The 16986-nt window shown below is 71.1% G+C and carries 19 protein-coding genes; 11 read left to right on the forward strand and 8 right to left on the reverse strand.

The features are described from left to right. Window positions 1-26: 26 nt before the first annotated feature. The 4 genes from KME78_RS29925 to KME78_RS29940 form a co-directional block, all read right to left on the reverse strand. Window positions 27-617 carry an MFS transporter gene (locus tag KME78_RS29925; RefSeq protein WP_219532736.1) on the reverse strand — a complete coding sequence of 197 codons (591 nt, stop codon included), beginning with the start codon at window positions 615-617 and terminating at the stop codon, window positions 27-29. A 196-nt stretch (window positions 618-813) separates the two neighbouring features. Further along, window positions 814-2271, reverse strand: coding sequence for a 2-oxoglutarate dehydrogenase, E2 component, dihydrolipoamide succinyltransferase (gene sucB, locus KME78_RS29930; RefSeq protein ID WP_219532737.1), 1458 nt, complete (start codon window positions 2269-2271; stop codon window positions 814-816). 38 nt (window positions 2272-2309) lie between these two features. Beyond that, a complete protein-coding gene (gene lpdA / locus KME78_RS29935; protein ID WP_219532738.1) occupies window positions 2310-3674 on the reverse strand; it encodes a dihydrolipoyl dehydrogenase in 1365 nt (454 codons plus the stop codon). A 51-nt stretch (window positions 3675-3725) separates the two neighbouring features. After that, complete coding sequence (locus KME78_RS29940; RefSeq protein ID WP_308127186.1) at window positions 3726-5198, reverse strand: leucyl aminopeptidase; 1473 nt, start codon at window positions 5196-5198, stop codon at window positions 3726-3728. Window positions 5199-5303: 105 nt separating this feature from the next. On the opposite strand from KME78_RS29940, the gene KME78_RS29945 reads away from it, so the two are divergent. The 3 genes from KME78_RS29945 to KME78_RS29955 are packed head-to-tail and all read left to right on the forward strand — an operon-like array spanning window position 5304 to window position 6294. After that, a complete protein-coding gene (locus tag KME78_RS29945) occupies window positions 5304-5651 on the forward strand; it encodes a GntR family transcriptional regulator (protein ID WP_219532740.1) in 348 nt (115 codons plus the stop codon). Further along, the gene (locus KME78_RS29950) at window positions 5648-5851 is read left to right on the forward strand and encodes a hypothetical protein (RefSeq protein ID WP_219532741.1); all 204 of its coding nucleotides are present in this window, start codon (window positions 5648-5650) and stop codon (window positions 5849-5851) included. The genes KME78_RS29945 and KME78_RS29950 overlap by 4 nt, the downstream gene beginning before the upstream one ends. Next, the gene (locus tag KME78_RS29955) at window positions 5818-6294 is read left to right on the forward strand and encodes a hypothetical protein (protein WP_219532742.1); all 477 of its coding nucleotides are present in this window, start codon (window positions 5818-5820) and stop codon (window positions 6292-6294) included. The genes KME78_RS29950 and KME78_RS29955 overlap by 34 nt, the downstream gene beginning before the upstream one ends. Window positions 6295-6441: 147 nt before the next feature. Here the strand turns inward: KME78_RS29955 and KME78_RS29960 are convergent, their stop codons facing one another. Next, window positions 6442-7254: an adenosylcobinamide-GDP ribazoletransferase gene (locus KME78_RS29960; RefSeq protein WP_219532743.1), complete on the reverse strand. Its 813-nt coding sequence runs from the start codon at window positions 7252-7254 to the stop codon at window positions 6442-6444. Window positions 7255-7470: 216 nt separating this feature from the next. Between KME78_RS29960 and KME78_RS29965 the strand changes: the two genes are divergently transcribed. After that, entirely contained in the window at window positions 7471-8271 is an 801-nt protein-coding gene (locus tag KME78_RS29965; protein ID WP_219532744.1) for an ABC transporter ATP-binding protein, read from the forward strand. A 206-nt stretch (window positions 8272-8477) separates the two neighbouring features. Here KME78_RS29965 and KME78_RS29970 read toward each other — a convergent pair whose 3' ends face one another. After that, complete coding sequence (locus KME78_RS29970; RefSeq protein ID WP_219532745.1) at window positions 8478-9473, reverse strand: bifunctional adenosylcobinamide kinase/adenosylcobinamide-phosphate guanylyltransferase; 996 nt, start codon at window positions 9471-9473, stop codon at window positions 8478-8480. Between the two features lie 414 nt (window positions 9474-9887). On the opposite strand from KME78_RS29970, the gene KME78_RS29975 reads away from it, so the two are divergent. Further along, window positions 9888-10094 (forward strand): hypothetical protein, encoded by a 207-nt coding sequence (locus KME78_RS29975; RefSeq protein WP_214637851.1) that lies wholly within the window; start codon window positions 9888-9890, stop codon window positions 10092-10094. A gap of 66 nt (window positions 10095-10160) precedes the next feature. Here the strand turns inward: KME78_RS29975 and KME78_RS29980 are convergent, their stop codons facing one another. Continuing rightward, a complete protein-coding gene (locus KME78_RS29980; RefSeq protein WP_219532746.1) occupies window positions 10161-11162 on the reverse strand; it encodes an aldo/keto reductase family protein in 1002 nt (333 codons plus the stop codon). Window positions 11163-11218: 56 nt separating this feature from the next. Between KME78_RS29980 and KME78_RS29985 the strand changes: the two genes are divergently transcribed. Beyond that, a complete protein-coding gene (locus tag KME78_RS29985; RefSeq protein ID WP_219532747.1) occupies window positions 11219-12190 on the forward strand; it encodes an SMI1/KNR4 family protein in 972 nt (323 codons plus the stop codon). Between the two features lie 7 nt (window positions 12191-12197). Here the strand turns inward: KME78_RS29985 and KME78_RS29990 are convergent, their stop codons facing one another. Next, complete coding sequence (locus KME78_RS29990) at window positions 12198-12782, reverse strand: DUF3043 domain-containing protein (protein ID WP_308127187.1); 585 nt, start codon at window positions 12780-12782, stop codon at window positions 12198-12200. A gap of 153 nt (window positions 12783-12935) precedes the next feature. Between KME78_RS29990 and KME78_RS29995 the strand changes: the two genes are divergently transcribed. The 5 genes from KME78_RS29995 to KME78_RS30015 are packed head-to-tail and all read left to right on the forward strand — an operon-like array spanning window position 12936 to window position 16936. Beyond that, window positions 12936-13748, forward strand: a complete 813-nt coding sequence (locus tag KME78_RS29995) for a PspA/IM30 family protein (RefSeq protein ID WP_219532748.1) — start codon at window positions 12936-12938, stop codon at window positions 13746-13748. After that, window positions 13745-14023, forward strand: a complete 279-nt coding sequence (gene pspAA / locus KME78_RS30000) for a PspA-associated protein PspAA (protein WP_219532749.1) — start codon at window positions 13745-13747, stop codon at window positions 14021-14023. The genes KME78_RS29995 and pspAA overlap by 4 nt, the downstream gene beginning before the upstream one ends. Window positions 14024-14025: 2 nt before the next feature. Continuing rightward, window positions 14026-14925, forward strand: a complete 900-nt coding sequence (gene htpX / locus KME78_RS30005) for a zinc metalloprotease HtpX (protein ID WP_219532750.1) — start codon at window positions 14026-14028, stop codon at window positions 14923-14925. Window positions 14926-14931: 6 nt separating this feature from the next. After that, window positions 14932-15489 carry a PspA-associated protein PspAB gene (pspAB, locus tag KME78_RS30010; RefSeq protein ID WP_219532751.1) on the forward strand — a complete coding sequence of 186 codons (558 nt, stop codon included), beginning with the start codon at window positions 14932-14934 and terminating at the stop codon, window positions 15487-15489. Window positions 15490-15514: 25 nt separating this feature from the next. Beyond that, on the forward strand, window positions 15515-16936 hold the full coding sequence (locus tag KME78_RS30015) for an alpha/beta fold hydrolase (protein WP_219532752.1): 1422 nt from the start codon (window positions 15515-15517) through the stop codon (window positions 16934-16936). Window positions 16937-16986: the final 50 nt, after the last annotated feature.

Here is a 16986-nt window from a genome sequence, read left to right on the forward strand (position 1 = left end):
CGCTTACCGGTCACGCCTCCGGATCCTCAGGCGCCCCAAAGGGCCGCTAGGGGCCGGGCGGCCCGCGCGGAGGGGCCTCCTCTGGCGAGCGGTGCCAGCGCGGCGGGCACCAGGGCCAGCAGTGCGGCGATCATCAGGGCCGCGCGCCAGCCGTACGGCTGGACGACGAAGGCGACCAGCAGCCCAGGCACGAGGGTGGCGGCGCCCACCATCCCGGCCGCCAGCGAGCGGCGGCGGGACGGGCTGCGTTCGGCGATGAAGCGGCTCGCGGCGGGCTGGACGAGGCCGTTGCCAAGCCCGCCGGCCAGCAGGATCGCGAAGAGGGCTACGGCCGAGGTGACCTGCGCGGCGAGCAACATGGTGGCCGAGGAGAGGACGGACGCGGCGGTGAGCGTCACCGGGATCGGCAGCCGGGCCGCCACCCGCTTGGCGAGTGGCGAGCCCAGCGCGGTCGCGCCGTAGAAGGCACTCATCGCCAGGCCCACGGTGGTCGTCGAGATGCGCAGGTCGGCCTCGATGGAAGGCGCCAGCGCGCCGACGGCGAACCCGGGCATCACGGTCGCGGTCGCGGTGAGCGAAGCGGTGACGACGCCCGGCCAGTGTCGTACGGCGCTCATGCCGCTGTCGCCAAGAGCGCTGGTGGGATCCGATGCCTGAGGCGGGAAGAGATCGAATGGCAGAAGGCCGCCTGAGCTTGCGAAAGCGCGAAGCGCCGAAAAGCGAAGCCCGTTGTGGCGGGGCGGGCATCAGACGGTCGACCACGTGGGCCAGGGCCGAGGAAGGTGATCAATCCTCGGCCCTGGCGCGCATGAACTACGCGAGACCCAGCTGGGCCTCGAAGCGCCCCTCTTCCAGGCGACGCTTCACGGTCGTCAGGAAGCGGGCCGCGTCCGCACCGTCGACGAGGCGGTGGTCGTACGTCAGCGCCAAGTACACCATCGAGCGCACCGCGATGACCTCGCCCTCAGCGGTGTCGATCACGACGGGACGCTTCACGACCGCGCCGGTGCCGAGCATGCCGACCTGCGGCTGGTTCAGGATCGGCGTGTCGAACAGGGCGCCGCGGCTGCCGGTGTTGGTCAGCGTGAAGGTGCCGCCGGTGATCTCGTCGGGCGTCACCTTGTTGGCGCGGGTGCGCTCGGCCAGGTCGGCGGTCTTGCGGGCGAGGCCGGCCAGGTTGAGGTCGCCGGCGTTCTTGATGACCGCCGCGATCAGGCCGCGCTCGGTGTCGACCGCGATGCCCAGGTGCTCGACGTCGAAGTAGGTGACCTCCATGGTCTCGTTGTTGATGGTGGCGTTGAGCTTCGGGTGCTGCTTGAGCGCCTCGATGGCCGCCATCTCGAAGAACGGCATGAACGACAGCTTGACGCCCTCACGGCGCAGGAAGTCGGCCTTGGCCCGGTCACGCAGCCGGGAGATCTTGGTGACGTCGACCTCGACGACCGTGGTGAGCTGGGCCGCGGTCTGCAGCGACTCGACCAGCCGCTTGGACATGGTCTGACGCAGCCGCGACATCTTCTCCGTACGGCCGCGCAGCGTGGTGTCGACCACGACGGGCTCGGGGGCGGCGGCCGGGGCCGGCGCGGCCTGAGCGGGTGCGGCGGCAGGAGCCTGGGCAGCGACGGCGGGCGCCGGGGCGGCGACCTGCTCACGCTGCGACTTGGCGGCCTCCAGGACGTCCTGCTTGCGGATGCGACCGCCCACGCCGGTGCCGCTGATCGAGTCGAGGTCGACCCCGTGCTCGTTGGCGAGCTTGCGCACCAGCGGCGTCACGTAGGGGCTCTCGCCCGAGGCCGGCAGCGGGGTCGGCTCGGAGGGGGCCGGCACCTGCTGAACGGGCGCCGGAGCGGCCGGGGCCTGCTGCACCGGAGCCGGCGCGGGGGCCGGAGCCGGAGCCGGGGCCGGGGCAGGGGCGGGCTGCGGGATCGAGGAGACCGGGGCGGGAGCCGGGGTGGGCTCGGGCTCCGGCTGCGGCTCGGGCTGCGCGGCGGGGGCCGGGGCGGCCTGCTGCGCCGAGGCGCCGCCGGCCTGGCCGTTCTCGTCGATGACGGCGAGCTCCGCGCCGACCTCGACGGTTTCGTCCTCAGCCACGACGATCTTGGTGAGCACACCGGCGGACGGCGACGGGATCTCGGTGTCGACCTTGTCGGTCGACACCTCGAGGAGCGGCTCGTCGGCCTCGACGCGCTCGCCTTCCTTCTTCAGCCAACGGGTTACCGTGCCCTCGGTGACGCTCTCGCCGAGCTGGGGCATCTGTACAGAGACCGGCATCGTTATCTTCTCTCGCGTTCTGATCTCGAGGGCTTGGACTAGTTGTGTACGTGCAACGGCTTGCCGGCCAGGGCCAGCATCGCCTCACCGACTGCCTCGGACTGGGTCGGGTGTGCGTGGATGAGCTGGGCGACCTCTGCGGGCAGAGCCTCCCAGTTGTAGATGAGCTGACCCTCGGTCACGAGCTCGCCGATGCGGCGGCCCACCATGTGAACGCCCACGACGGGTCCGTCCTTCTGGGCGATGACCTTGACGGCGCCCGCGGTGCCGAGGATCTGGCTCTTGGGGTTGCCCGCGAGGTCGTAGACCTGTTCGACGATCTCGATGCCGCGCTCGGCGGCCTGCGCGGACGTGATGCCGACCGAGGCGACCTCGGGGTCGGAGTAGGTGATCCGCGGCACGCCCGCGTAGTCGATGGCGGGCGGGTTGAGCCCGGCGATGTGCTCGGCCACCATGATGCCCTCGGCGAACCCGGCGTGGGCCAGCTGGAGGGTCGGGATCAGGTCACCGATCGCGTAGACGCCGGAGACCGAGGTCTGGCAGTGCTCGTCGACGACGACCGCGCCGCGCTCGATCCTGATGCCCTGCTCCTCGAAGCCCATCCCGGCCGAGACGGCGCCGCGGCCGACCGCGACCAGCAGCAGCTCGGCGTCGAGGGTCTTGCCGTTGGCGAGCGTGACGACCACGCCGGTGTCGGTGGTCTTGACACCCTCGAAGAAGACACCCAGCTCGTACTTGATGCCGCGGCGGCGGAAGGCGCGCTCCAGCAGCTTGGAGCTCGACTCCTCCTCGGTCGGCAGCAGGTGGGGCAGCGCCTCGACGATCGTGACCTCGGCGCCGAACGAGCGGTAGACGCTGGCCAGCTCGACGCCGATGACGCCGCCGCCCAGCACGATCACCGAGGCGGGCACGCGGTCCATCTTCAGGGTGTGCTCGCTGGTGATCACGCGCTCACCGTCGATCTCCAGCCCGGGCAGCGTCTTGGGCGCGGAACCGGTGGCCAGGACGATGTTGCGGCCCTCGTACACCTCGGAGCCGACCTGGATCCGGTGCGATCCGACCAGGCGGCCCTCGCCTTCGACGATCGTCACGCCGGCGCCCTTGAGCAGGCCCTGCACGCCCTTCCAGGCACGGGTGACGATCTTGTCCTTGAAGGCGTGGACGCCCGGCACGTCGATGCCGTCGAAACGCGCCTTGACGCCGAACGTCTCGCTCTCGCGGGTCTCGTCGGCGACCTCGGCCGAGTGCAGCAAGGCCTTGGTGGGGATGCATCCCCTGTGCAGGCAGGTGCCGCCGATCTTGTCCTTCTCGATCAGGGCGACCGTCTTGCCCAGCTCAGCCGCCCGTAGCGCGCAGGCGTATCCGCCACTGCCGCCTCCCAGGACGACGATGTCGTAGGCCACAGTCAGGCTCCTTGTCGGGGTGTTCGTGATGCCGTCATCTTTTCATTTGTTTCAGATGCTCGCGTGCCGCTCGGCCAGTCCGATGAGCGTGCGGGTGATGGCCCCCGTGCCGCCCTTCGGCGTGTAGCCGTGCGGCTCGCCCTTGTTGAACGCGGGTCCGGCCATGTCGATGTGCGCCCAGCGCACCCCGTCCGGCACGAACTCCTTCAGGAAAATGCCCGCGGCCAGCATGCTGCCCCAGCGCTCGGGCTGGAGGTTGGCGATGTCCGCGATGGGGGAGTCGAGGCCCTTACGCAGCTCCTCGGGCAGCGGCATGCCCCAGGCGCCCTCGCCCGCGGCGCCCGCCACCTCGACGACCAGCTCGCGCACCGCGTCGTCGTTGGCCATCACGCCGGCCGTGCGCCAGCCGAGCGCGACGATCTGCGCGCCGGTGAGGGTGGCCACGTCGACGATCAGGTCGGGGGAGTCCTCGGCGGCGCGCGCGATGCCGTCCATGAGGACCAGGCGGCCTTCGGCGTCGGTGTCGAGCACCTCGACGGTCTTGCCGCTGTAGCTGTGGATGACGTCGGAGGGGCGCTGCGCGGTGCCGCTGGGGAGGTTCTCGGCCAGGCAGAGGTAGCCGACGACGTTCACCTGCGGGGCGAGCCGGGCGATGCCGATCAGGGCGCCCAGGACCGCGCCCGCGCCGCCCATGTCGGACTTCATCCAGTCCATGGAGGCCGACGGCTTGAGTGACAGGCCACCGGAGTCGAACGTGATGCCCTTGCCCACGAACGCCAGCGTCTTGGTGGCCTCGGGGTGGCTGTAGGACAGGCGGACCAGGCGCGGCGGGTTGGCGGATCCCTGGCCGACACCGATGAGGCCGCCGTAGCCGCCGTCCTTGAGCTGCTTGTCGTCGAGCACCTCGACGCTCAGCCCGGCCTCGCCGCCACGCTGCTCGGCGATCTCGGCGAACTTGGCCGGCCACAGGTCGGAGGGCGGCGTGTTGACCAGGTCGCGGACGAGTGTGACCGACTCGGCCAGCACGGTGGCGCGTCCGGCGATCTCGTCGGACCCGTCGCTCGTGAGCACGGTGAGCTCGCCCACGGGCTCCTTCGAGTCGCCGTTCGTGCGGTAGCGGGAGAAGCCGTACGCGCCCAGCAGCGCGCCCAGCGCCACGGCCTCGGCCGCTTCGGCCGATTCGGTGGGCAGGACCAGGGCGGCGCGGGCCGTGCCGGCGAGGGAGCGTACGGCGGCGCCCGCGGCGCGGCGCAGTGCCTCGGCGTCGGCGGAGTCACCGAGACCCACCGCGACCAGCAGCGGAGCGGCGAGAGCGCCGAACACGGGCACCTTGGCGAGCTCCCCGGGCTTGCCGGAGAAGCCGATGGCGGTGAGCGAGGCGGCGAGTCTGCCGCCGAAGGCCGCGTCGAGAGACTCGGCGCCCGTAGCAGGGCGGGGGCCTTCGGGGCCGGACCGGAAACCGACGATCAGCGCGTCGGTGTCGAAAGAGACTGGATCTGCTGAGTTCAGCCGCACAGTGGTCACGTAAACCGATGCTATCCAGGGTTTCGAGGTACTCACAAACAGGGGTTCATCCCACCAATCCTCGACGCGTAAACATGAAGACATGGTGCTAGTGTCATTAGCACCATGTTGCTGACTCTGGACCTCAACGACACGCGTCCTCTGCACGAGCAGGTGGCCGGCGCGATCCGCCGGGCCATCGGCGAGGGCTCGTACGTGCCGGGCGACCGGCTGCCACCCGCCCGCGACCTGGCCGAGGCGCTCGGCATCAATCCCAACACGGTGCTGCGCGCCCTGCGTGACCTGCGCGATGAGGGGCTGCTGGAGTTCCGGCGGGGGCGCGGCGTCAGTGTCGCGGGCCGCGCCGACGGGCGGGCCCTGCTCCTGCAGCGGGCCCGCGAACTCCTGGAAGAGGCCATGAGGCTCGGCTACCGCCGCGAAGACCTCATCACGATGCTGGAGGAGCTGCCATGATCCCCCGATTCGCCGCCGCCGCGTGGGGGCTGATCGTCAGTGCCGCGCTGGTCGCGGCTCCGCTGGCGCTGCGCGACCGGCTGCCCGAACCGCTGGCCACGCCGACCAGCGCCCGCCCGAGGACGAGGAGCCGCCTCGGCTGCGGCTGCGGCCGGGGCAACGCTCGGTGTGGGTCAGCCGCATCACCAATCCCTGGCTGATCGCCGTGACCACGGCCGTGGTCGTCGCCCTGGCCGTGATCAGCGTGCTGCTGCTGACCGGTGTCGTGGCGGACGGCGCCGCAGGGAGCACGCTGACCGGGCTGGTCATCGTCCTGTTCGCGGGGCTGCTCACCTCGTCGCTCACCGCCCGGGTCACCGGGGACGGGCTGGCGATCGGGTTCGGGCCGCTGGGCTGGCCGGTGCGGCGCATCCGCCTGTCGAAGATCGACAGGGCGTGGTCCGAGGTGCGGTATCCGAGCCAGGTCGGAGGCTGGGGCATACGCGGGCTGCCGGGCAGCGCCACCATCATGCTCCGGGGTGGCGAGTGCCTGATCATCCGCTACCGCTCCGGCGGGCAACTCGCCGTGAGCGTCGACGACGCCGAGCGGGGTGCGGCGCTGATCAACGCCCTCATCGCCGAGCGGCCTCCCGTGGGGGCGTGAGGTTCTCCGGGGTACGGCGGAGCGGGGCGTCTTCCGGTACGGCGGCCGAGACCTCGGCCGTACGGCGCGGCCGGATCTCGGCTGTACGACGCCGGACCTCAATCGTCCGGCGCGGCCGGACCCCGGTCGTCCGGCAGGCGGCGCCGGTCAGCCGAACAGGGCGCAGACGGTGAGCGTGGCGGTCGTGGCGGTCTCGACGAGCGCCCCCAGCACGTCACCCGTGACGCCGCCCAGGCGCCGCCGGACATGCCGGAGCAGGAACAGCGCCGCCCCGAGCCCGGCGGCCACGCCGAGAGGGAGCACATAGACCAGCCGGTGTACCGCCACCGAGCTGAGCCCCATCAGGCCGAGTCCGTGGCTGGTCGCCGAGCCGAGCCCCGTCCAACCGAGTCCGTGGTCGGCCGCCGCGCCCAGGGCCGCGGCCGCCGCCAGGACCGTGCCGGTGGCCGCCCAGGCCGCGCCTGGCCGTACCGTGCCCGCGACCAGTGCCCCGAGCCCGTCGGGACGGGCGGCGGGGACGGTTGACCGGCAGGCCCAGGTGAGCGCCAACCGGCCGGTCACGCAGGCGGTCACCAGAGCGGCCGGCCCGAGCCCGGACAGCGCGGCCACCTGGACGACCAGCACCAGCACCAGCGTCATCACGCCAAACGGCCCAATATCCGACTTTTTCATGATGTCGAGCGCCTGAGGAGCAGGTCTCCCACTGCCCAGCCCGTCCGCGAGATCCGCCAGCCCGTCCAGATGCAGCCCCCGCGTCAGTACGGCCAGCAGCCCGACCGCGAGCCCCGCACCCAGCAACGGCGGCCCGGGCAGCAGCAACGGCCAACAGCTCACCAGACCCAGCACCAGCCCAAGAACCGGAGCCAGCACCATCGCCCGCCCCGCGACCGCACGATCGACGCGTGTCACCCGGACCGGAAAGACACTCAGCGTCCCCACAGCGAACCGCGTCCCGTCCATCACTCCAGTTCCCCCCACGGTTGTCGGCCCGGCCACGGACCGGGGCCAAGAAGACGCACGTTACGGTGCCCGGCCCCGTGAACCGGAGGAGCGTGCCCCTGGACGGACGCCGGCCCCGTATGGCGGGTGGGGCTCACCGGGCTGGCCGTAAAAAATCGAAATACCCCCATCCATCGGACGCTGATCGCGGTCGGGGGCGGCCACTAGGGTGGCCGGATGCACGTTGTTGAACTCGAAGGCGTAGGCGTCCGGGTCGCCGGCAAGTCGCTGCTGAGTGCGGTCGACTGGCGAGTGGAGTACGGCGAGCACTGGGCCGTGCTCGGGCCCAACGGTGCCGGCAAGACGACGCTGCTCTCGCTGGCCGCCGCGATACGGCACCCGACAGAGGGTACGGCCAGCATCCTCGGCCACCGGCTCGGCCGGGCCGACGTGCGTTCGCTGCGGCGCCACATCGGCCTGGTGGCCTCCAGCCAGCGGCTGATCGACGAGGAACTCCTGGAGGAGGAGGGCGCCACCGCCCTCACCGTGGTGCTCACCGGCCACACGGGCACCAGCGCCCCCCTCTGGGACCGCTACGGCGAGGCCGAGCGGGATCGCGCGTTGCGGCTGCTGGGGGACGTGGGCTGCAAGGGCCTGGCCGACCGCCTGTTCCGGGTGTGCTCCCAGGGCGAGCGGGCCAGGATCAGGGTGGCCAGGTCGCTCATGTCGGACCCGGCGGTGCTGCTGCTCGACGAACCGTTCGCCGGCCTCGACCTGCCGGCCCGTGAGGACCTCATCGAGACGGTGGAGGACCTGGCGATGACCAGGCCGGTGCTCACCACCGTGACGGTGACCCACCGCCTGGAGGAGGTGCCCGCCACGACCACGCACGCCATGCTCATGCGTGAAGCACGCGTCCTGGCGGCCGGCCCGGTCACGGACGTCCTCACCCCGGCGAACCTGTCCGACTGCTTCGGCCGCCCCCTGCACGTCGACCGCATGGACGGCCGCTGGTACGCCAGAGCCATCCGCCACTAGGGCCCAGTGGGACGCTGACGGGGCGCGCGAGCGGCCGACCAGCGAGACGTCGACGACTCCGCGATGTGTCGGCGGTCCGGCGAGACGGAGGGCGGTCCAGCGGGGCGGAGGGCGGTCTGGCGGGACGAAGGCGGTCCGCCGAGACGGAGGCGGTCCGGCGGGACATTGGTGTCGCGCCGGGGGAGTCGCCGCGCGTACCCCATGGGTCACAGGCGCAGGAGGCGTCCGGCGACGACGAGGGCGACGTCTTCGGACTCGGCGGCGAGGCATTCGTTGAGACGCCCCAGCGCGTCCCTGAACGCCCGCCCGCTGGCCGTCGCGGGCACCACCCCCATGCCCACCTCGTCCGACACGGCCACGATGCGCCGGCTCGTACCCCGCCACGCCGCCTCCAGCTCATCGCAGCGCCCGTCCACCGGCGCCCGGTCGCCGTCCCAGGCGCCGTGCTCGTCGAACACCGCCGCCAGCCACGTACCCAGCCCGTCGACCAGCAGCGGCGTCGTGGCCGCGCGGATCGTCCCCGCCAGGTCGGTGGTCTCCACCGTCGCCCAGTGGGCGGGCCGCCGCTCCCGGTGGGCCCGCACCCGCGCCGCCCACTCGCCGTCCCCTTCGCCACGCGAGCCGGTGGCGACATAGGTGACGTACGGGTCGGCGGCCAGCCGCAGCTCGGCCTCGGCCGACTTGCCCGACCGGGAACCGCCCAGCAGCAGGGCCCGTCTCGGCTGCTCTTGAGCGGAGGGCGCGGGGAGGGCGGTGTCGAGCGTCGTTCCGTCCGGTACGCCCTGTACACGCCACAAGGCGAGCCGCCGTGACAGCTCCTCCTCGGACCTGACCCGGTGGTCCAGCCCGACAGCCACCACCTGGGTACGGTCGGCCACCAGCCCCGCCCGCCGGAGCAGCCCGATCCGCTCGGGCCGATCGAGCGGATCGACCAGCACGACGTCGTACGGGACGTCCGGGGTCGCCGCCATGTCCTGAGGCGCGTACAGCAGACGGGTGCCGTCAGGACCCTCCAGCCCGTGACCGTCGGCGAGGATCTGGTAGCCGCGCGGCACGTCGTCGAACGGGAAGCGCACCAGACCGTCGACCACGAGCTCGAACGGCCGGCGGTGGCCGGCGGGGAGACCGGCGCACGAGGCGCACGGGCAGCCCGGCTCGGGCCAGCCGGTGGTGGCCGCTGTACCGGCGAGAAAGAGTTTCACTGGGTTGAGCGTACAAAGCCCATAGACCCCGGCACCTCCGGCTCGCCGCCCGAACTGCGGCTCTGAGCGGGCTGATGGCCTTTGGGATTGGGGTGCGGGGTCGCGGTTTGATCTGGGGCTCTCAGCGGGTCAGGGAGTTGGGGTGCGGGGGTGGCTCTCGACGGGCTGAGGGCCCTGGAGGGACGGGGTTCGGGGGCGGCGGTGGGTGGTCACGGTGACGTCGCCCCGCCGGACGCCCCACAGGCGTGCGGCGTCGGGATCGGGAGCCCGGGCACGGGGTCGTTGGGGGGGGAGAGGGCGGCTCACGGCGTCACACGACATGCGCGCGGCATCGATCGAGCTCCAAGCTCGGGAGTAAGGTTCCAGTGCCGTCGGAGGGTGCGTCGGCGAACCCGCGGAGAAGGAGCGTATGGCATGACATGGCGGTGGCGTTATGAAAATGCAAATGGTGGTGAGGTAACGGATCGCCCTTTGCCGCGAGAAGTTTTTCCGAGCCAGGCGGACGCGGAGTCCTGGCTTGGCGAGAACTGGGGTGAGCTGCTGGAATCCGGCGTCGAGCAGGTGGCGCTGCTCGACGAGGACCGGGTCGAATACACGGGATTGTCATTGCGTCCGGAGTGAGGGCAGGAGAAAGGAAAAACCCCTTGAGCGTCATTGTCGCTCAAGGGGTTTTCGCTGCCCGAGGGGTTATGGGCGCTTCGGCGGGCTGGCCGTCTTGGTGGGGTCACGCTCGATCACCGGGCCGAGAACGGTGTCGATCCGCTCCAGCACGCCGGAGTCGAGCTTGACGCCGACCGCCTTGACGTTGTCGCGCACCTGCTCGGGGCGGGAGGCGCCGACGATGGCGCTGGCGACGTTCGGGTTCTGCAGCACCCACGCGACCGCCAGCTGAGCCATGGTCAGGCCCAGGTCGGCGGCGATCGGCTTGAGCTCCTGTACGCGGCCGAGCACGTCGTCGTTCATGAAGCGGGAGATCATGTCGGCGCCGCCGGCCGTGTCGGTCGCCCTGGAGCCCTCAGGAAGGGCCTGGCCGGGCACGTACTTGCCGGTCAGTACGCCCTGCGCGATGGGCGACCAGACGATCTGGCTGACGCCCTCGCGCTCGCTGAGCGGCACGATCTCCGGCTCGATGACCCGCCAGAGCGCCGAGTACTGCGGCTGGTTCGACACGATCCGGTCGAAGCCCATGTCGTCGGCGATCTTCAGCGCCTGGCCGATCTGGCCGGCCGTCCACTCGCTGACGCCGACGTAGAGGACCTTGCCCTGCCGTACGAGATCGTCGAAGGTCTTGAGCGTCTCCTCCAGCGGCGTCTCATAGTCGAAGCGGTGCGCCTGGTACAGGTCGACGTAGTCGGTCTGCAGCCGCCGCAGCGACCCGTGGATGGACTCGGTGATGTGCTTGCGGGACAGGCCGCGGTCGTTCACCCCGGGGCCGGTCGGCCAGTAGACCTTGGTGAAGATCTCCAGCGACTCCCTGCGTACGCCCTTCAGCGCCCTGCCGAGCACCGATTCGGCCTTGGTGCCGGCATAGACATCGGCGGTGTCGAACGTGGTGATGCCTTCGTCGAGCGCCGCCTGCACACACTGCTTGGCGGCGTCCTCCTCGACCTGGGAGCCATGGGTGAGCCAGTTGCCGTAGCTGATCTCGCTGACCTTGAGACCGCTGCGACCAAGGGTACGGAATTCCATAGATCCGACCTTAGGCGGTCATATGGGGTGATCTATTTCGGGATAGGGTGCGCGACGTGCTGAAGCTCGTACGGATGGCGCTGACCGCGGCCATCCTGACCGCGATCGCGGTACGGCTGCGCCGCCGAGCCCATAGGACGGAGACGGAACCGGAGCCGACCGGCCCCGAGCCCCTCCAGGGGCGCTCGACCAGGGCGGATCTGGCCCGTTACGCGGGGCGCGGGAGGTCCAGGCCGGTGGTGGCGCTGTTCGGAGTGGGCGCGCTGATCGCGGTCGTCTTCGGGGTGTTCGTCCTCATGGGCATGCCGATCCACGACCGGGAGGAGGACCCTCTCGGAGAGATGTTCCGCGACTCAGGGAGGCAGCCGGCCATGACGGCCGGCCCCGAGCCCACTCCCGACTACGTGTCCTGGACGCCTCCGCCCGTCGTACCCGATCCGGCCTGTCACCCCGAGCGGCGCCCGGTCACCGTGCGGCCGCTTGACCCGCAGGTGAGGCGCGCGGTCGACCGGCAGTGGCGGCGCATCGAACGGTGGCTGAAGGCCAAGGCGCCCAGGACGTACGCGACGCTGGGCCGTCCGGGCCGGGCCAGGACGATCGCCGTCGCCGAGTCCCAGATGGGGATCGACTTCCCCGACAGCCTGCGCGCCTCGCTGCTGCGTCACAACGGCGCGAAGGGCTTCGGCCCCGGGTACGGTTCGCAGCTGTCGACCAGGCAGATCCGCGACGCCTGGCGGCAGATGTGCCAGGAGGACCCCACCAACCTGGGGCCCGAGCCCGGGGCGGAGTTCTCCGGCGTGCTGATCCCGTTCCAGGACCGCTATGACGAGGGCTACGGCCTGATCGACTCGGAAACAGGATCCCTGTCGTGGGACGTGGCGCAGGAGGGCATGCTGAGCACGTCGGACCTGCCCTCCTATGACGCGCTGCTGCGCGCCACCGCCGACGCCCTGGAGCAGGGCGGGACGGTCGACGGCACACGGCCGCGCGTGGTGCGCGGAACACTGCGCTGGGAGCGGGCCGGCTGAGACGGCGTCACTTCTTCGGCGGCACCGGCTTGCCGCCCGGCAGCACCGCGGGCGGCGGGAAGCGCAGCTTGCGGATCTGCAGGGCCCGCATCGCGGCGTAGAAGCCGACGCCACGCAGGCTCTCCTTGGGATGCTTCTCCGCCACCAGCTTCTTGACCCGCCAGGCCACGAAGATCGAGGTGAAGAGCACGCCGATCATCATGATCGGCCAGCCGATCGTGATCACGTAGCCCAGCACCAGCGGCCTGATGTCGGCCGGCCACGGGATCCAGGTCGCCAGCAGGATCACCAGCGAGAACGGCAGGAAGTACTGGCTCGGCAGCCGCCGCGAGTCGACCCAGTCGCGCGCGAACTTACGCGCCGGGCCCTTGTCGCGGGCCGGGAAGTAGCGCTCGTCGCCCGCGAGCATGCCCTGCCGGGCCCGCTCACGCTCGGAGTTCTGTTTGGCCTTGGCCTGCCGATAGGCCTCTTTGCGGTCCTTGGGCGCGGTGACCGGCTGGCGCCGTCTGCCTTCCGCGTCCCGGCGCTTGGGTGTGGGACGACCCTTGCCCTGGGGCTTAGGATCGTCAATGGGGACGGGGGTGTCGTCCACGGAGGTTTGGGAACGGCGTCGCAACACAACGTCAACCCTACCTGGACGGCAACTTAGTGACGCCCCCGTGCGTTATGCGTAGGGTAATCCCAAGGCGGCTGCGCTGCACTGGGTGAACACCAGCACGACCTAAGAAGGGGACGGCCGACGCGCATGAGCGTGATGAAGAGACTTTCGATGATCTTCAAGTCCAAGGCCAACAAGGCCCTGGACAAAATGGAGGATCCGCGCGAGACCCTCGACTACTCCTATCAGCGGCAGCTCGAGTTGCTGCAGAAGGTACGCCGGGGCGTGGCGGACGTCGCCACCTCGCGCAAGCGCGTGGAGCTGCAGGTCAACGGTCTCGAACAGCAGGCCAGGCGTTATGAGGAGCAGGGCCGCAAGGCGCTGTCCGTCGGGCGCGAGGACCTGGCCCGTGAGGCCCTGCAGCGTCGGTCCAATCTGCAGTCGCAGATGGCCGACCTGAAGATCCAGCATGACAACCTGCAGGCCGAGGAGGAGAAGCTCACCACGGCTTCCCAGCGGCTGCAGGCCAAGGTCGACTCCTTCCGTACGAAGAAGGAGACGATCAAGGCGACCTATACCGCGGCCGAGGCGCAGACGCGCATCAATGAGGCCTTCTCCGGCATCTCCGAGGAGATGGGCGACGTCGGTCTCGCGATCCAGCGGGCCGAGGACAAGACCGCGCAGATGCAGGCCCGCGCCGGCGCCATCGACGAGCTGCTGGCCAGCGGCGCGCTCGATGACTACAGCGGCACCCGCGGCGACGACATCCAGATGGAGCTCGACCGCATGGGCGGCGGCATGGACGTGGAGCTGGAGCTGGCCCGGATGAAGGCCGAGCTCGGCCAGGGTCCCGCGCCGAAGAGCGCCATCGAGCCGGGTCAGGGTGGCCAGCAGGCCGCGCCGCAGCAGCAGCCTCAGTCGCAGACGCAGCAGTTGCGCCAGCCTGGGGAGGGCGCATGATCGTCAGAATCATGGGCGAGGGGCAGGTCGAGATCTCGGCCGAGGACATCGCGGTGCTGAACGAGCTCGACAGCGAGCTCGAGTCGGCCATCGAGTCCGGCGACGAGGCGAGCTTCCGGGTCAAGCTGCACGCCCTGCTCGACAAGGTTCGCCACGTGGGCAAGTCGCTTCCCGACGACAGCCTTGAGCCGTCAGAGCTGATCCTTCCCCCCGCGGACGCCTCGATCGAGGAGGTCCGGGAGATGCTGGGCGACCAGGGTCTCATCCCGGGCTAGTCGTGAGCAGCACGCGGTTCGCGCCCGACCGCGGCCTGACCAGCCGCATGGTCGTGACGATGTTCCTGCTCGGGCTACTCTACGTGGCCTTCATGGGCATCCTCATCGCCGTGGGCGTACAGGCTCTGGTCGTGCTGGTGTTCGCCGGGGGCCTGCTGCTCGTGCAGTACTTCCTGTCCGATCGCATCGCGCTGTTCGCGATGCACGGTCGCGAGGTCTCACCGCAAGAGGCTCCCGAGCTGCACGGCATGGTCGACCGGCTGTGCGCGATGGCCGACATGCCCAAGCCGCGGGTGGCGATAGCGGATTCCGATGTCCCCAACGCCTTCGCCACCGGCCGCAACCAGCAGAACTCCGTCCTCTGCGTGACGACCGGCATCCTGCGCCGTCTGGAGCCCCAGGAGCTGGAGGGCGTGCTGGCACACGAGCTGTCGCACGTCGCCCACCGCGACGTCGCGGTCATGACGATCGCCTCGTTCCTCGGCATCGTCGCCGGGTTGATGACCAGGTTCGCCCTGTACACCGGGCTGGGCCGCAGCCGCGACAACAACGGCGGCGTGCCGATCGGGCTGATCGTCATGCTGGTCTCGATCGTCGTGTACGCGATCAGCTTCCTGCTCACCCGCGCCCTGTCGCGCTACCGCGAACTGGCCGCGGACCGGGCCGGCGCGCTGCTCACCCAGCGGCCCTCGGCCCTGGCCAGCGCGTTGACCAAGGTCACCGGCGACATGGCCAGGATCCCCAACCGCGACCTGCGCGAGGCGGCGCCGTTCAACGCCTTCTACTTCGCCCCCGCGCTGGCCAAGGGCACCTCCATCGCCAATCTGTTCTCCACCCACCCACCGCTGGAGCGCCGCCTGGAGCAACTGGCCAGGATCTCCGCCCAGCTCGGAAGGGGCTAAAACCGCATGGGCTGGCTCGACACCCTGCTAGGCCGGTCGAAGCCGGTACAACCCAACCTCGACGCGCTGTTCGCGCTGCCGTCCGCGGCGGTGACGCTGCAGGCCGCCACCGGTCTCGTCCCCACCGGTCTCGGCTCGGTGTGCTTCCGCGCGGCGGAGGGCGGCGCGTTCGCCACGCTCGAACGCGACGTGCACGAACTCCTCGGCGACCGCGTCGACAAGTCGTCCGACAGCTACGGCTACACCTGGCTCCTGGTACGCCGTTCGCCCGACGACATCAGTGACCTGGTCACCGAGCTCCACGCGGTCAATTCCACCATGGAGGGCGCCGGGTTCGGCCCCTCGCTGCTCTGCTCGCTGGTGTCGTTCACCGACCCCGACGGCCGGCGGCTGGCGATCGTCTACCTGTACAAACGAGGCACGTTCTACCCCTTCGCGCCCCTGTCCGGCCAGCACCGCGACAACGCGCTGGAACTCCAGGCAAGGGGCGCCCTGGAAGGCGAGCTGCCGTTGGAACAGGACCTCAGCCGCTGGTTCCCGGTATGGAGCGCCCCCGGGCTCTGATCGCACCGGGTGATCTAATGATCACGTGGAGCGAAGACTGCTGGTGCTCGCGGCCACCGCGTTCGTCGTGGCGGCCGTGCTGTACAGCGCGTGGATGCCCGGTCAGTTCACCAGCCCGCTGGTCGACAGGACCGACGGCCTGGTCGGCGAGTTGGCGGCGCGCGACCAGCCGTCTACGCGCCTGTTCAGGACCAGCGACGTGCTGTCGGGCCTGGCGATCGTGCTCGGCGTGGCGGTGACGTACCGGGTGCGGCGCGAGTGGTCCGGCTGGCTCGCGCTGGCGGCGTTCGGCGTCCTCGTGATCGGCGGCGGGCTGTTCCCGCTCGACTGCGCCGCACTGGGCGATCCGGTCTGCGAGCTCACCCCGCTGTCCCTCTCCCACCACGTCCACACGGTGACCGGCGTCCTGGCCACGGTCGCCTTGCTGGCCGCGATGGCCCTGCTGAGCCGGTGCTGGAACGCGTACGGCGCCTGGCTCATCACCGGCGCCACCCTCGGCGTCACCGCGCTGACACTGGCGGCCATCGCGGGCGGTTACCTGGCGGGGGTGGCGCAGCGGGCGCAGGCGACGCTCACAGCGATGTGGCTCGTGTACGTCGCACTCCGGCTGCTGGTGGCCGATGACCCGGTCGACGGCGGCCCGGTTTCGGGTGTTCTGTTCCCGGGGGGTTCGGGGGCGCACGTGGTCGTTCAGGGGGAGGGGCCGGTGGTGCTCATCAGCGCGGGGCTGGGCGGCGCGTGGTTCCACTGGGATCGGGTGGCCGCCGAGCTGGCGCGTAGCCATCAGGTGGTCCGCTTCGACCGGCCCGGTCTGGGCCGCAGCCCCGCCTCGCCGGCCCCGCCCACTCTGTACGGCGAGGCCGCCCGCCTGGCCGCCCTGGCCCCCGCCCATCCCGGACAGGTCATCGTGGTCGCCCACTCGGTGGCCGCCTGGCACGCGGAGGCGTTCGTCCGGCTGCATCCGATGTGCGTGTCCCGGCTGGTGCTCGTCGACCCGAGCCGCGACGACCGCCGCCGGCGCGCCTCGTCGTTCGGCAAGGCGGTCGGCCCGTGGCTGCCCGCGCTGGGCGGCGCGTGGGGGGCGACCGCGCTCGCCCTGCTGGCGGGGCCGGCCGTCCATCGGCTGGTCAGGGGCTTGCCGGACCACGGGCGCGCGTACCGTACCGGGCGGGTGCTCGCCGCGGCGGTGGGGGAGTGGCTCGCCCGCCACGACATGGCCGCCGACCTGCGCCGCGTCAGAGCCCGGCACGCCTTCCCCGACGTGCCTGTGACGGTGATCAGCTCGCGCGGGAGGGCACGCATCCAGAAGCGGCTGGCCGCCGAGCTGAACGCCGACCTCGTCCACCTGACCGCCTCGGCCCGCCGAATCCACCTCGCCGCCACCGCCCCGATCGCCGACGCCGTCCGCCGCCTGCGCCGCGATCGCGAACCCGGCTCCCCTGGCTAGCCGCCCGGCCGCCGGGCAATCTGTCCGGGTGCCATGCGACCGCCATCGTC

The organism is Nonomuraea guangzhouensis (assembly GCF_019396345.1).
In the GTDB taxonomy this organism is placed as follows: Bacteria; Actinomycetota; Actinomycetes; order Streptosporangiales; family Streptosporangiaceae; genus Nonomuraea; species Nonomuraea guangzhouensis.